Origin of the sequence: Taklimakanibacter albus, assembly GCF_016595235.1 — a bacterium.
GTDB classification, from domain to species: Bacteria; Pseudomonadota; Alphaproteobacteria; order Rhizobiales; family Aestuariivirgaceae; genus Taklimakanibacter; species Taklimakanibacter albus.
This window is the reverse complement of sequence record NZ_JAENHL010000006.1, coordinates 24,065-37,947: the sequence shown is the minus strand read 5'-3', so window position 1 is coordinate 37,947 and position 13,883 is coordinate 24,065. Positions and strand designations below refer to the sequence as shown.

The 13,883-nt window shown below is 61.6% G+C and carries 13 protein-coding genes; 5 read left to right on the top strand and 8 right to left on the bottom strand.

Annotated elements, in window-relative coordinates; all coding sequences use genetic code 11:
• Positions 1 to 2: 2 nt before the first annotated feature.
• The 5 genes from JHL16_RS04825 to JHL16_RS04805 form a co-directional block, all read right to left on the bottom strand.
• On the bottom strand, positions 3 to 566 hold the full coding sequence (locus JHL16_RS04825; RefSeq protein WP_200183762.1) for a LemA family protein: 564 nt from the start codon (positions 564 to 566) through the stop codon (positions 3 to 5).
• Between the two features lie 115 nt (positions 567 to 681).
• A complete protein-coding gene (locus tag JHL16_RS04820; RefSeq protein WP_200183761.1) occupies positions 682 to 2,496 on the bottom strand; it encodes a trimethylamine N-oxide permease in 1,815 nt (604 codons plus the stop codon).
• 387 nt (positions 2,497 to 2,883) lie between these two features.
• A complete protein-coding gene (locus tag JHL16_RS04815) occupies positions 2,884 to 4,698 on the bottom strand; it encodes a trimethylamine N-oxide permease (protein ID WP_200183760.1) in 1,815 nt (604 codons plus the stop codon).
• Positions 4,699 to 4,950: 252 nt separating this feature from the next.
• The gene (locus tag JHL16_RS04810; RefSeq protein ID WP_200183759.1) at positions 4,951 to 5,436 is read right to left on the bottom strand and encodes a flavin reductase family protein; all 486 of its coding nucleotides are present in this window, start codon (positions 5,434 to 5,436) and stop codon (positions 4,951 to 4,953) included.
• 43 nt (positions 5,437 to 5,479) lie between these two features.
• On the bottom strand, positions 5,480 to 5,857 hold the full coding sequence (locus tag JHL16_RS04805) for a glyoxalase superfamily protein (RefSeq protein WP_200183758.1): 378 nt from the start codon (positions 5,855 to 5,857) through the stop codon (positions 5,480 to 5,482).
• A gap of 244 nt (positions 5,858 to 6,101) precedes the next feature.
• Here JHL16_RS04805 and JHL16_RS04800 point away from each other — a divergent pair, with 244 nt between their 5' ends.
• A complete protein-coding gene (locus JHL16_RS04800) occupies positions 6,102 to 8,486 on the top strand; it encodes a trimethylamine N-oxide demethylase (RefSeq protein WP_200183757.1) in 2,385 nt (794 codons plus the stop codon).
• Between the two features lie 145 nt (positions 8,487 to 8,631).
• On the top strand, positions 8,632 to 8,889 hold the full coding sequence (locus JHL16_RS04795) for a GIY-YIG nuclease family protein (RefSeq protein ID WP_200183756.1): 258 nt from the start codon (positions 8,632 to 8,634) through the stop codon (positions 8,887 to 8,889).
• Between the two features lie 176 nt (positions 8,890 to 9,065).
• Here the strand turns inward: JHL16_RS04795 and JHL16_RS04790 are convergent, their stop codons facing one another.
• A complete protein-coding gene (locus JHL16_RS04790; RefSeq protein WP_200183755.1) occupies positions 9,066 to 10,175 on the bottom strand; it encodes a DUF2332 family protein in 1,110 nt (369 codons plus the stop codon).
• Positions 10,135 to 11,505 (bottom strand): NAD(P)-binding domain-containing protein, encoded by a 1,371-nt coding sequence (locus JHL16_RS04785; RefSeq protein ID WP_200183754.1) that lies wholly within the window; start codon positions 11,503 to 11,505, stop codon positions 10,135 to 10,137. Before JHL16_RS04785 ends, JHL16_RS04790 begins: the two co-directional genes overlap by 41 nt.
• Positions 11,506 to 11,672: 167 nt before the next feature.
• On the opposite strand from JHL16_RS04785, the gene JHL16_RS04780 reads away from it, so the two are divergent.
• Genes JHL16_RS04780 through JHL16_RS04770 form a run of 3 tightly spaced genes read left to right on the top strand, consistent with a single transcriptional unit; the run spans position 11,673 to position 13,452 of the window.
• On the top strand, positions 11,673 to 12,239 hold the full coding sequence (locus JHL16_RS04780; RefSeq protein WP_137858824.1) for a hypothetical protein: 567 nt from the start codon (positions 11,673 to 11,675) through the stop codon (positions 12,237 to 12,239).
• A gap of 4 nt (positions 12,240 to 12,243) precedes the next feature.
• Entirely contained in the window at positions 12,244 to 13,041 is a 798-nt protein-coding gene (locus JHL16_RS04775) for a helix-turn-helix transcriptional regulator (RefSeq protein WP_200183753.1), read from the top strand.
• A 60-nt stretch (positions 13,042 to 13,101) separates the two neighbouring features.
• Positions 13,102 to 13,452 (top strand): VOC family protein, encoded by a 351-nt coding sequence (locus tag JHL16_RS04770; protein WP_200183752.1) that lies wholly within the window; start codon positions 13,102 to 13,104, stop codon positions 13,450 to 13,452.
• On the opposite strand, the gene JHL16_RS04765 is transcribed toward JHL16_RS04770, so the two are convergent.
• Positions 13,449 to 13,868 (bottom strand): VOC family protein, encoded by a 420-nt coding sequence (locus tag JHL16_RS04765; RefSeq protein ID WP_200183751.1) that lies wholly within the window; start codon positions 13,866 to 13,868, stop codon positions 13,449 to 13,451. The genes JHL16_RS04770 and JHL16_RS04765 overlap by 4 nt on opposite strands.
• Positions 13,869 to 13,883 lie beyond the last annotated feature (15 nt).

Here is a 13,883-nt window from a genome sequence, read left to right as displayed (position 1 = left end):
GGTCACGATGCCTTGTTGAATTCCACTTTCGGTACCTGGCGCGCGGCCTGGTCGCCGATCTCGAAGAAGTCGGCCTTGGTGAAACGGAAGAAGCCCGAGATGATATTGGTCGGGAAGGATTCGATCATGGTGTTGAAGTTGCGCACCGCGCCATTGTAGTAGCGCCGCGAGAGCTGGATCTCGTCCTCGACGCCGGCGAGCTTCTCCTGCAGGTCACGAAAATTCGCGTCCGCCTTGAGCTCGGGATAAGCCTCGGCGATAGCGAAGAGCCGGCCGAGCATGCCGGTCATGGCCTGGCTCACCTGCGACTGCTCGGTGACGGTGCCGCCCGATATGCTCTTGGCGCGCAGATCGGCGATGTCGCGGAAGAGCTTGTCCTCATGCGCCGCATATCCCTTCACCGTCTCGACCAGATTGGGGATGAGATCGGCTCGGCGGCGCAGTTGGACATCGATGCCGCTCCAGCCTTCCGCGACGAGGTTCTTGTTCTTAACCAGCGCGTTATAGGCGTAGATCAGGTAGATACCGGCGATGACCAGGACCGCCAGAAGTATGTAGCCCAGCATCGAATCCTCCCCTGTTGAGCTGCGGGAGTATCGGCGGGGTGCCCCCCTCGATCAAGGTAAAATAAAATGGCGGCCGTTGCCGGCCGCCATCGCATTTTCGCGGGATTTACGACCGCTAAGAGGGCAGGACGAAGATCCAGTTGGCGATGAGGACGACGATCAAACCGGCGGCAAGCGTCAAATAAGGCAGCATGCCCGCCTTGCGTTCACCCATGTCGCCTTCACGCAAGCCGAGATCGGCCAATGCCGCAGCCGGGAAGCGTCCACCGTCCTGAGCATAATGGCGGAAGGCAAAGACCGGCAGGATCAGCGCCGCGAAGACGAGGCCGACCCAAAGGGCGTTGGAATAACCCCAGACTTTCGCGCCGGCGCCCAGGAAGATGGCGTTCACGAAAGCGAGCACCGTATTGAGACCGATCAGCCAAGTCGGCGCCTTCCACGGGCGTGCGATATGGCCTGAATCAACCCGATGGATCCAGCCGGCATTGAGATTGAGGAAGTTGAAGATGATGTAGCCGACATTCGACACGGCGAGCACGAAGAAGTAGCCGGCAATGTCGGACGCGATGGCGAGGAGGATGAGATTGAAGCCGAAATCCGTCCACATCGCCCGCGTCGGCGCGCCATGTGAGTTCACATGCGTGAGATAACGCGGCAGCCAGCCGTCCTTTGAGCCCTGATAGAGGGTGCGGGACGAACCCGCCATCGCCGTCATGATGGCGAGGAACAGCGCCAGGATCATCAGGATGACCAGGATCTGCGTCACCACCTTGCCGCCGCCGACCATCGCGGCCAGCGCTTCTCCGATGCCGGTGCCGTCGACGATGCCGGGCGCCAGCATGCCGGCATGGCCCAGCACACCCTGGAAGGTGAAGGGGATGAGGAAGAAGAACACGATGCATAGAAGGCCCGAATAGAAGATGGCCTTGAACGTGTCTGTCTTCGGATTCTTGAGCTCGCGCGTGTAGCACACCGCGGTCTCGAAGCCGTAGGTCGACCAGGCGGCGATATAGAGGCCGCCCAGGAACAAGGTCCAGCCACCGATCGTCCAGGCCCCGTCGGCGCCGGAATAGGCGGCCGTCGGCGGCACCAGCGCCGTCACATTGACGGCATCGATCTTGCCCATGAGGATGGGCAGGACGCCGATGATGACCAGCGGGACAAGCACGATGATCGCGAGCCATTTCTGGGCGCCCGCGGTCGAGGCGATACCACGATGCTGGATCGCGAAGATGATCAGCATCAGGACGGCGCCGATGAAGAAGGTGGCGTTGAGATTGGCTTGCGCCAGGAACGGAATCGGGAAGGTGACGAGCGACCAGGTGCGGATGGCAGGCGTCAGCGCGGCGACACCATCCTGGGTGAGGAGCGCGGTCATTGCGTCCTGCGCCGTCTTGCCGGTATTGGCGGCGAGCCATTCGACCACACGCGGCGACTCCGCCGTGAGGGACGCGGCATTGGCGCTCATCCAATCGAGGACTGCTTGCGACTCGGCAGCCGGGATCGGGAAGATCGCGTTGAGGATGTAGCCCGCCGCGATCGCACAGCCGAGCGAAAGAACCGGCGACCAGGCGAACCAGTTGCACCACACCGACAGAGGCGCGATGAATTTCGAATAACGCAGCCAGGCGGTGGCGCCATAGACCGAGGCGCCGCCCGATTTGTTGCCGAACATGCCGGCAATCTCGGCATAGGTGAAGGACTGCAGGAAACCCATGATCATGGAAATGATCCAGACCAGGAAGGCCAGCTTGCCGGTGGTTCCGGCGATTCCGCCGATCGAGAACAGCACCAGAGGCGGCACGCCGGCCGCTACCCAGAAAGCACCGCGCCAGTCGATGGCCCGATGCAGCTCGCCGGCTTGGGCCGTGACCAGGCCCGGCGAAATCGTTGCGCTGGCTGCCCCGCCAGCACCCTGTTTCGTCGTCATGAGCGACTTCTCCATTTGTTGAAGTGACACGTGCCGCGGAGCGCCCGAAGACGTCTCATCAAGAGGCGGCTGTGATCAGACAATGGGAGAGAGGCCGGCAAAACGCGGAGGCGTCCTGCTTCCTGTTCGAACACGCTCATCCGGAACTGTCGCCCGGCTTTCAGCATGACCGTTTCCCCACTTTATGCTGCCCTGACCCGGCGCGTGACCGCGCGCCTGACGGGCAAGCCGCTTATGTGCGGCCGGTCAGATGCTAAAATGGTATGTTTTTGGTTTCAAGTGGTATTAATTGGGTCCCGTTTGGTAATGATTGGACAAGCCCTATCCGGACCAATTTAAGGCCAATGCCGCCCGGACTTCCGCAATCCGGGCGGGAATTGTCGGCCGTCAGCTCGGCAGCACGAAGATCCAATTGGCGACCAGCACCACGATCAGGCCGCCCGCCAGAGTGAGATAGGGCAGCATGCCCGCCTTGCGCTCGCCGAGATCGCCCTCCTTCAGCCCCAGATCCGACAACGCCTCGGGCGGGAAGCGGCCGCCGTCCTGCACATAATGGCGATAGGCGAAGACCGGGATAATCAGCGCGGCGAGCACGAAGCCGACCCACAGGGCGGTCGAATACCCCCAGACCTTGGCGCCGGCCCCCAGGAACATGGCGTTCACGAAAGCCAGCACCGTGTTGAGGCCGATCAGCCAGGACGGCGCCTTCCACGGCCGCGCGATGTGGCCGGAGTCGATGCGGTGGATCCAGCCGGCATTGAGATTGAGGAAGTTGAAGATCATGTAGCCGACATTGGAGAGCGCCAGCACCCAGAAATAGCCGGTGAGATCGGATGCGATCGCCAGCAGGAACAGGTTGAGGCCGAAATCGGTCCACATCGCCCGCGTCGGCGCGCCATGTGAATTCACATGCGTGAGATAACGCGGCAGCCAGCCGTCCTTCGAGCCCTGATAGAGGGTGCGCGAGGAACCGGCCATCGCCGTCATGATGGCGAGGAACAACGCCAGGATCATCAGGATGACCAGGATCTGAGTCACCACCTTGCCGCCATGCACCATGCCCGCCAGGGCCTCACCAATGCCGGTTCCGTCGACAATGCCGGGCGCCAGCATGCCGGAATGGCCGAGCACACCCTGGAAGGTGAAGGGAATGACGAAGTAGAAGAACATGCAGAGCAGGCCTGAATAGAAGATCGCCCGGAAGGTATCGGTCTTCGGATTCTTCAGCTCGCGGGTGTAGCAGATCGACGTCTCGAAGGCGTAGGTCGACCACGCCGCGATGAAGAGGCCGCCGAAGAACAAGGTCCAGCCGCCATTATTCCACATGCCGTCGACACCGGAATAAGCGGCCGTCGGGGGCACCAGCGCCGTCACATTGGCAGAGTCGATATTGCCCATCACGATCGGCAGCAGGCCGATGACGGCGAGCGGCACGAGCACGATGATGGCGAGCCACTTCTGCGCGCTCGCCGTTGAGGCGATGCCGCGATGCTGGATGGCGAAGATGATCAGCATCAGGATGGCGCCGATGAAGAAGGTGGCGTTGAGATTGGCCTGCGCCAGCCCCGGTATCGGGAAGGAGACGAGCGACCAGCTGCGGATGCCGGGCGTCAGCGCGGCGACGGCGTCCTGGGTGAGAAGTGCAGTGATCGCGTCCTGTGCCGTCTTGCCGGCATTGGCGCCGAGCCATTCCAGCACGCGCGGTGAATCCGCGGCGAGTGAGGCGGCATTGGCGCTCACCCAGTCGAGCACCATCTGCGAGTCGGACGCTGGAACCGGCCAGAGCGCGTTCAGGATGTAGCCCGCGGCGATGGCGCAGCCCAAGGACAGAACCGGCGTCCAGGCGAGCCAGTTGCACCACACCGACAAGGGCGCGATGAATTTCGAATAACGCAGCCATGCGGTCGCGCCATAGACCGAGGCGCCGCCCGATTTATTGCCGAACATGCCGGCAATCTCGGCATAGGTGAAGGACTGGATGAAACCCATCACCATCGAGATCATCCACACCAGGAAAGCGAGCTTGCCGGTGGTGCCGGCAATGCCGCCGATCGAGAAGAGAACCAGAGGCGGCACGCCGGCCGCCACCCAGAAAGCACCCCGCCAGTCGATGGCCCGATGCAGCTCGCCGGCTTCGGTCGTGACCAAGCCCGGCGAGACCGTTGCGCCAGCTGCCCCGCCAGAGCCCTGTTTCGTCGTCATGAGCGACTTCTCCCTATGTTGAAGCGACCGCGGCCGTCAGGCGCCTTGGGCGCCCCGGTGGAACGGCTGTGATCAGGACAAAAGAAGAGAGGCCAAAGAAGCGTCGCGGCGCTTCCCCTCCTGTGCGTACACGCCAAACCGGATCTGTGTCCGGTTGTCAGCATGACTGTTTCCCCACCAGAGGAACCGCAAATGCGGTTCAGGGAGATGCTAAAATGGTATGGTTTTGGCTACAAGCGGTATTAATTGGGCTCACCTGGTGACATGATGATAGCCGCCATGCCAGAAGACCAGCGGCTTGCCCGTCGGGTCGTGGTCAAAATTGAGGACTTCGCCGACGAAGATCACGTGATCGCCGCCCTGATAGGTGTAGGCGGTCTTGCATTCGAAGACGGCGAGCGCATTGGGCAGGATCGGGCAGCCGGTGTCCCAGGTCTCGAATTCGAGCCCCGCCCATTTGTCGTCGAGCGAGCGGGCGAAACGGCGCGACAGCTCATCCTGCCCCTCGCGCAGCACATTGACGGCGAAGTGGTCCGCCGAAAGGTATGACTTGAAGCTGTAGGACCGCTTGCCGAGGCTCCACAGGACGAGCGGCGGGTCGAGGGAGACGGCGCTGAAGGAATTGACCGTATTGCCGACCGGCTCGCCCTTGGGGCCGCGCGTGGTGACAATGGTGACGCCGGTGGCGAAAGAGCCCAAGGCGGTGCGAAAAGCGCGGCTGTCGATAGGCACGTTCATTCGGGTCTCCAAGTAGCTCAAACCGCCATCGGCGCGCCAGCCTTCAGATCCGCTCGCCGACGTCAATGCGATTGCCGTCGGGATCGGCGAGCACGAAGGCCCGCTGGCCATAGTCCTTGTCCTGAAGAGACTTGATTATGCGCACACCAGCCGCCTCACATATTTCATAAAGCGCCGCGACATCATCGACAAACATGTGGCAACTATTGACCGTCGACGCTACGTGGTCCCGCTTCTGGCTGAGGTGAATTTCCGCGGCATCCTTCTTGAGCACCATGAATCCCACCGGCCGGCCGTTCTCGAAAACCTTCTCGAAGCCGAGGACCTGAGAATAAAATGCGTAAGCCGCCTGGATGTCACGAACTGCGAGACCTGGTGCAACTCGGCCGAAAGTGACCGCACGAATAGAATTAGGACTCATCTAAAACGCTCCCGTTTCAAACGGCAGAGGCGGCGGTGCGCATGCCTGGCTAAGGAGCGGTGTCCCTCTGGCGCAGATTGCATAATGTTGCCTCGAGCGGAAGTCCACCGGCTAACTCGGGTTGAAATTAACAAGGCAACTCGCCCATCTCAAACCAATTCCGCCCAATTTCATACCAATTGATTTCCTGTCCCGATCGCGTTAGGCTTTTTCAGACGGCGAAAGGCGCAAGGTTGTCACCGCCATGAACAGATTCGAGACCAGCTTCCAAAATCTAAAAGTCGCCGCCCAGGCGCCACGGCCCAGCCTCGTCTATACGCCGGGCCTGCCGATGCTGCCGCGCGGCACCGAGCTCTACAAGGTCGCGGGTGGCGGCACGCTGGTGCTCGACATCAAGGCCGGCGACCGGCTGACGATTACCGATCTGGAAGGCGGCCAGGCCTGCGAGATCGTCGCGGCCGGTGGCGACGGCAAAAGTGACCCCGCCATTCTAGGCGTCAGCGAAGCCTCAGACGCCCAAGGCATCAAGGCCTCGCTCGGAAGCGACAACGAGTCCGCCCTGCGCAGCCGCAAGGCGCTGGCGCGGCGCAAGATCGATCTCGGCAGCGCCAAGGCCATCCGGCTGTTCGGCGCCACGTCCGCCCCCGGCAGCACGCAGGATTTCACGGCGCGGCGCGACGGTGTCGTCATCATCGGCGCCCCCGGCGGCAAGATGGATCTCGAGGCGCAGGATACGGCGACGCCGCTCCAGGTGAAGGTCGCGCGCGCGACAATCCCGCGCGAAGGCGAGCCCATCCCCCTGCCCGATCCGCTCGCCGATCCCCTGCAGGATATCCGCGTGGGCCGGGCGTCAGCACGCGCGTATACGGTCAAGGCCGGCGAGTTCATCCAGATCATCGATGTCGCCGGGCGACAGATGACCGACTTCCAGTGCTTCTCCAGGCGCAAGCTCGACAAGGGCATTGAAAACGCGCTCGACGGCACGATCACGCGCACCATGACCGGGCGCGCTTATCCGACGCCCGGACTCATCTCGAAGATCTTCGGCTTCGACTTCGAACCGCTGGTCGAGATCGTCCAGGACACGGTCGGCCGGCACGATTTCTTCGCCACCGCCTGCAGCAGCCGCTATTACGACGATGTCGGCTATCCGGGCCATGTGAACTGCACCGAGAATTTCAACGGCGCGCTCAAGCCCTATGGCATCGCCGAACGAAACGGCTGGGAAGCGATCAACTATTTCTACAACACGCGCGTCGACGACCATAACCAGATCTATTTCGACGAAGCGTGGTCCAGGCCCGGCGACTATGTGCTGATGCGGGCGCTGACCGACCTCGTCTGTGTGTCCTCCGCCTGCCCCGACGACATCAATGTCGGCAATGGCTGGAACCCGACCGACATTCATGTCCGCACCTATTCCGACAAAGAAAAATTCTCACGAGCGGTGGCCTATCGCATGACTCCTGACGCCGAACCCCAGCTGACGCGGGAAACCGCCTTCCATCCGCGCTTCTCCGCGCTCACCCGCAATTACACGGAGTATCGCGGCTTCTGGCTGCCGCAGCGCTTCAACAATGACGGCCCGGTCGAGGAATATTGGGCCTGCCGCGAGCGCGTGGCGGTGATGGACCTGTCGCCGTTGCGCAAATTCGAGGTGACCGGCCCCGATGCCGAGGCCTTGATGCAATATTGCGTCACCCGCGACATGCGCAAGCTGTCGCCGGGCCAGGTCGTCTATACCGCGATGTGCTACGAGCATGGCGGCATGATCGACGATGGCACGGTGTTCCGCCTGGCGCAGAACAATTTCCGCTGGATCGGCGGTGACGATTACAGTGGCATCTGGCTGCGCGAGCAGGCCGAGAAGATGGGCTTCAAGGCCTGGGTGCGCTCATCGACCGATCAGCTCCACAATATCGCGGTACAAGGCCCGAAATCGCGCGATCTGCTCAAGGAGATCGTGTGGACGCCGCCGGCGCAGCCCGAAATCGGCGAGCTCGAATGGTTCCGCTTCACGGTGGGCCGCATCGGCGGCTTCGAGGGCGTGCCGATCGTCGTGTCGCGCACCGGCTATACGGGCGAGCTCGGCTATGAGATCTTCTGCCATCCCAAGGACGCCCTCACCGTCTTCGACGCGGTCTGGGAAGCCGGCCAGAAATATGGGCTGGCGCCACTCGGCCTCGAGGCGCTCGACATGCTGCGCATCGAGGCGGGGCTCATTTTCGCCCATTACGAATTCTCCGATCAGACCGATCCGTTCGAAGCCGGCATCGGCTTCACCGTGCCGCTCAAGACGAAGACCGATGATTTCATCGGCAAGGCGGCGCTGATCGAGCGCAAGGAACATCCGCGCCACAAGCTCGTCGGCCTCGATATCGACGCCAATGAAGCGGTGGGGCATGGCGACTGCGTCCATATCGGCCGCGCCCAGATCGGCACCGTCACCAGCGGCACACGGTCACCGATCCTCAAGAAGAACATCGCCCTCGCCCGCATCGACGTCACCCATGCCGAGATCGGTACCGAGGTCGAGGTCGGCAAGCTCGACGGCCACCAGAAGCGCCTCCCCGCCCGTATCGTGCGTTTCGCGCATTATGATCCGGACAAGACTAAGCCGCGGAGTTAAGCGGCAGTTTCGGCGGAACTCCTCTCAACGTCCCTCACCCTGAGGTGCGAGCGAAGCGAGCCTCGAAGGGTCCGTCAGGACGGACAAGAACAGAATGCCTTAGGTCTATATCCTGCATTGTGCTGACGGGAGCTAGTACACCGGCATGACGCGTGGCGAGGAACCCGATCAACGTCTGTCCGAGCATCAAATGAAGCTATCCCCAGGCGCCTACACGGCGTCACGACTTCCAGTCCAGCTTGCTTATTCGGAATACTTCGAGCTCGTCGTCGATGTAATTGCGGCGGAACGTAAGATCAAAGGATGGTCTCGTGCCAAGAAGGAAGCGCTGATCCAGGGAGACTGGAAGCTGATTCAGGCTCTCGCCAGAAGACGCGGTGGCAAGGACAAGGCTTTATCCTGACGGACCCTTCGAGTCTCGCTGCGCTCGCACCTCAGGGTGAGGGATGGAGAGAAAGGCTCGGCATGCGGGCTAGTTCCAAGGCATTCCTGTCAATCCTGATGGACCCTTCGAGGCTCGCTACGCTCGCACCTCAGGGTGAGGATTGGAGAGAAAAGCTCAGAGCGGAGCACCTCACCTCACCCCATCCACTTCACCCACCGGCCATGGGCGTCGCCGGTGGCGAGCAGATGATCATCGCCCGGCCAGACGCGGATGCGCAGCGAGAAGGCCTTTTCGATCTCGGGATCGACCTCGAAGCGCATCCAGGCGAGCGGGGCGTCGCGTGTCGCCGCGGCGCCTCTCCGCTCCATATGCGCCGTGATCCGGTCCTGGCTCGCTTTGGGGAAATATTGGAACGCGATCGAGTGGAACAGGACCTGCATCTCGCCCCAGGCCGGCGTCGCGCCGATCCGGCTTTCGACCCAGACCGCCGCATCGCGCTTTTCGACATGAATGGGATGATGCTGCGCGATGGCGAAGGCGGCGTTCAGGCGTTTCACCCGCGGGGCCTGATCGGGCCAGACATAGGCCAAAAGCCGTTCACGGTCCTGCGGCAGCGAAACATCGAGCGGCGCAAGATCGCAGCCGGCGCGGGCCACCACACGGGGTGTCAGCGCAGGCGGCGAGCTGCCCTCCCATTCCGGGGTCAGGAACAGAGCCGCGCCCATCGCACCGAAGACATCCTCGCCGAAGCGATAGGCGTAGCGGTCGAGATTGAGATTGAGCCCGGCGCTGGCGCCGACCTCGTAAAGGCGCATCGGCAAGGGGAAATGCGCCCACAGCCAGCACAGGCCGGCATAGAGGATGGATGAGCGGCCGACCTCGTTGGTCTGCGGCGCCCGATCGAGCCAGGGCTCGATCTCAGGCCCGGAGGTCGTCAGGGCCTTCGCCACCTGGGCCCACAAGGCCTCGCCGTCGGGCAGCGGGTTGGGCGGATATAAGCGCGCCAGCTCAGGCAAACGGCCCTTGCGGACCACTCCATTGAGCGCGCCGGCGAAACGCAAAGGGACCGAGTCCGCCTTTCCGTCCGGGTCGCCCTGCCAGGAAAGAATAGCCTCGCCGACCGAGGTCGACCGGTCGAGCCTCTCGGCGGCCAGCGCGCAAAGAAGCGAGGTCAAGGGAGAGCCCAGAGCGCGGCACCATTCCGCCTGAACGCGGAAAGCGGCGCGGACTCTCGCCTCGCTGTCTTCAGGAGAGGTTTCGACCTTACTCGGCCGCCTCCCGCCGTTGTCCTTTTTTCCCGTCACCCAGATATGACTCCATGGAATCGTCCATGGCGTCAACCCACGGCGTGTGGTGGGAAGGAGACATGGTGCCGGTCATCAGCGAACGATAGGCGTGGTTGCGGAAGCCCATGATGTCTTCCGCCTTGTGATGCTCCCATTCCATGAAGGTCTTGTTGGTCGCCTCGATATCGAATTTCGGATAATCGATGTCCTCCAACAACTCCTTCACATAGTCGCCCTGGTACCAGATCATCTGCTCGGCATCGGCGAGCTTCTCCTCGCGCTTGCGCCAGGCCTTGCTGTGCTTGGTCATCTTGTCCTTCGACGGCAGCTTGATGCGGCCCATGATGACGTCGCGGGCATACCAGGCCTGGGCGTCGAACATGTTGAAGGTATAGAACTGGTCCTGCATGCCGATATAGAAGAGACGCGGATTCTCCTCCCACACGACCCCCTTATAGAGGCCCAAAGGCCACAGGCGGTTCGCCGTCTTGAGGCGCAGATCGTCGGTGAGGAAGGGGAAGTGATGCAGATAACCGGTGCACAAGATGATCGCGTCGACTTCCTTGGTCGTTCCGTCCTTGAAGTGAGCGGTCCTGTTCACAAGCTTCTGGAGCAGCGGACGTTCCTTGAAATTATCCGGCCATTTGAATCCCATCGGCTTCGAGCGGTAGCTGGTGGTGACCGATTTAGCCCCGTATTTCCAGCATTGCGAGCCGATATCCTCGGCCGAATAGCTGCGGCCGACAATCAGCACGTCCTTGCCCTTGAATTCGAGTGCGTCGCGGAAATCATGGCTGTGCATCACGCGGCCATTGAAGGTCGGCAGGCCATCGAAATACGGGACATTCGGCGTCGAGAAGTGGCCGGACGCCACCACGACATAGTCGAATTCCTCCGCATACATACGATCTTTCTTGCGGTCATGCGCGGTGACAGTGAACTTTTTGGTCTTTTTGCTGTAGGTCACCATGCGGACGGGGGTGCAGAAGCGCACCCATTTGCGCACGCCGGCTTTCTGCACACGGCCCTTGATGTAGTCCCACAATACGGCGCGCGGCGGATAAGAGGCGATCGGCTTGCCGAAATGCTCCTCGAATGTGTAGTCGGCGAATTCGAGGCATTCCTTGGGGCCGTTGGACCACAGATAGCGGTACATGCTGCCATGCACGGGCTCGCCATGCTCATCGAGGCCGGTGCGCCAGGTGTAATTCCACAGCCCGCCCCAATCCTCCTGCTTCTCGAAGCAGACCACTTCGGGGATCTTTGCCCCTTTCTTGCGGGCCGACTGGAATGCCCGCAATTGCGCCAAGCCGGATGGTCCCGCACCAATCACCGCAACTCTTGTCATTTCCTAGGCTCTCCTCAGTTGCCAGCCCTGCCCTCATGGCGGGCGGACATTTATTTATTTTTGACTTGCCGACCAATTCTGACCACTATTAGGCCAATTCTGAACCAATTTTGCAATCGGAAATAACATATTGCAGTGCGGCATAGGTCGGGATCAGAGTGGATTTAATGAAACGACTCTCCAACAGTGAACTCAAGAGCAATTTTATTGCCTGGCAGTGCCGGCTCCGTCAGATGGCGATGCGGGACCATGGCGGAACACCCATGCCGGGCTTCCGGCCGCAGGTCTCGAGCCTCAAGGGCGAGATCATTATCCCTGAGATGACGATCCTCCTGGTGCCCAACAACCCCGAAGAGAGCACCGCCTTCTTCAAGTTCCAGCTGCAGAAGACCAATGACCACCGCCAGGCCTTCGAGGCGGGGCTCAAGTATCTGGCGGCGGATTTCTACCAGCTGCCGGAACTTTTTTCGGACGAGATCACCGCGGTTTTCGCCAAAGGCTCGGCCATTGCCGAGCGGCTGGCCAAGCTCAAGACGGTGCTGCTCGATTTCGAGCAATATGCCCAGCGCTACCGGCTCTCCTGCGCGGTGAAGCGGCTGGCGCCGCGCGACATCTCGCGTGAGGCGAGCCTCTGGCACAACCGGCTGTTCAATCCCAATCTCGGCAATGATGCCGAGGTCCTGAGCTTCAGGCCCAATTGGAAGAACGCCATGGCCGAGCCCTGGCCCGGCTGAGCCCATGCTGACGGTCCGTGAAGCCAGGAAAGAAAAAGGCCGGCTCATCATCGACCGGCTGTGGTGTGTGACGGATCCGAAGGCGGCTGGCGAAGAGACAATTCTGCCGTCGGGGCGGGTGCAGATCATCTTCAGCCTCTCAGGACTTCCGCTCAGCGAGCATGCCCCCAACGATCCGCAGCTTGATGCGCGCGCGTTGCAGGTTGTTCAGGGCCCTTCGACACGACCGCGCCGCGTATCGCTGAGCTCGCAGACGTCGCTGTGCGGCGTGAGCTTCAAACCCGGTGGCGCGGGCGCCCTCCTCGGACCGATCGACGGCCTCACCGATCACGTGGTCGATCTCACGCGTGTCTGGCCCGGAGACGCCATGCGTCTGCGCAAGCGGCTTGAAGCTCTCGAAACGCATGAGGCGAGACTCGATCTGCTCGAGGATGAGATCGAGGAGCAAATAGGCGACACGGCGGAAGCGACAACGGTGACGCGCGGGCTGGAGCGGATGAGAGAAGGTCACGCCATCAAGGATGTGTGCGTGGAACTAGGATTATCGCCGCATCTCTTTAGAAAACTCTTCCTCAGTAATGTCGGACTCACGCCTAAACATTATCTCAGGATCGAGAGATTCCGCGCCGCGCTCAACCTATTGTCGCCGGACGCGTCTCTATCCGACGTGGCCTTCGATGCGCAATTCGCTGACCAGCCTCATATGACACGCGAGATCGAGCAGTTCGCTTCGACGACACCCGGCCGCCTCAAAACCAGCCGGCGGCCTTATGCCGGGCATGTTCGCGATACCGACCGTTAGTTTTCATTCAAGACATCTCCGGATCGCCACACCTAAAGTCATTTCTCTGGAGGTGCTGGAATGACTGTTTTGCGCATCGTTGCGAATATCGCGACCGACGACGTCTCGAAGCTGCGAAAATTTTATACCGAGCTGTTGGGGCTCAAAGCCGTCATGGATCATGGCTGGTTCGTGACCCTGGCATCCGATGAAACGAGCATGGCGCAGATCGGCCTCGCCAGCGAGGGCGGTTCCGGCACGCCAGTGCCCGATCTCTCGATCGAGGTCGATGATGTGGACGAGATCTATCGGCGCGCCAGGAAGATGGGCTGCAGGATGGTCCATGAGATCACTGACGAGCCGTGGGGCGTCCGGCGTTTCTTTATCGCCGATCCCACGGGCAAGATCCTGAACGTGCTTTCACATCTTTAAAATTCAATCTTGACCGAAGCGGCGCTGCGCTTGGCCTCGCCGTGATAGACGGCCTCGATATTGTTGCCATCGGGATCGAGCAGGAAGGCCGCGTAATAGCCCGGATGATAGGGCCGCTCACCGGGCGCGCCGTTGTCGCGGCCGCCAAAAGCGAGCCCGGCCTTGTAGAAGGCGTCGACCGTGGCCCGGTCCTTGGCCTGGAAGGCCAGATGATGCCGGCCGGTCAGCTGGCCGCTCGCCGCGCGGCTGTCGGCGGTCGAGACGAAAAGCTCATCGGCCCAAAAGTAGGTGTCGGCCGATCCACCGATGGGAACATCCAGCACCTTCAGTACCGCCTCGTAGAATTTTCGGCTGGCGGCAAGGTCCCGCACCACCAGCTGGATATGATCGATCAGACGGCCGCGATGAAGTTCCATGGTTTCCCCGCTCAG

Bases quoted from the DNA above. Each gene is read 5' to 3' on its own strand.
- JHL16_RS04825 (WP_200183762.1), bottom strand. From the start codon at position 566: ATGCTGGGCTACATACTTCTGGCGGTCCTGGTCATCGCCGGTATCTAC.
- JHL16_RS04820 (WP_200183761.1), bottom strand. From the start codon at position 2,496: ATGACGACGAAACAGGGTGCTGGCGGGGCAGCCAGCGCAACGATTTCG.
- JHL16_RS04815 (WP_200183760.1), bottom strand. From the start codon at position 4,698: ATGACGACGAAACAGGGCTCTGGCGGGGCAGCTGGCGCAACGGTCTCG.
- JHL16_RS04810 (WP_200183759.1), bottom strand. From the start codon at position 5,436: ATGAACGTGCCTATCGACAGCCGCGCTTTTCGCACCGCCTTGGGCTCT.
- JHL16_RS04805 (WP_200183758.1), bottom strand. From the start codon at position 5,857: ATGAGTCCTAATTCTATTCGTGCGGTCACTTTCGGCCGAGTTGCACCA.
- JHL16_RS04800 (WP_200183757.1), top strand. From the start codon at position 6,102: ATGAACAGATTCGAGACCAGCTTCCAAAATCTAAAAGTCGCCGCCCAG.
- JHL16_RS04795 (WP_200183756.1), top strand. From the start codon at position 8,632: ATGACGCGTGGCGAGGAACCCGATCAACGTCTGTCCGAGCATCAAATG.
- JHL16_RS04785 (WP_200183754.1), bottom strand. From the start codon at position 11,505: ATGACAAGAGTTGCGGTGATTGGTGCGGGACCATCCGGCTTGGCGCAA.
- JHL16_RS04780 (WP_137858824.1), top strand. From the start codon at position 11,673: ATGAAACGACTCTCCAACAGTGAACTCAAGAGCAATTTTATTGCCTGG.
- JHL16_RS04775 (WP_200183753.1), top strand. From the start codon at position 12,244: ATGCTGACGGTCCGTGAAGCCAGGAAAGAAAAAGGCCGGCTCATCATC.
- JHL16_RS04770 (WP_200183752.1), top strand. From the start codon at position 13,102: ATGACTGTTTTGCGCATCGTTGCGAATATCGCGACCGACGACGTCTCG.
- JHL16_RS04765 (WP_200183751.1), bottom strand. From the start codon at position 13,868: ATGGAACTTCATCGCGGCCGTCTGATCGATCATATCCAGCTGGTGGTG.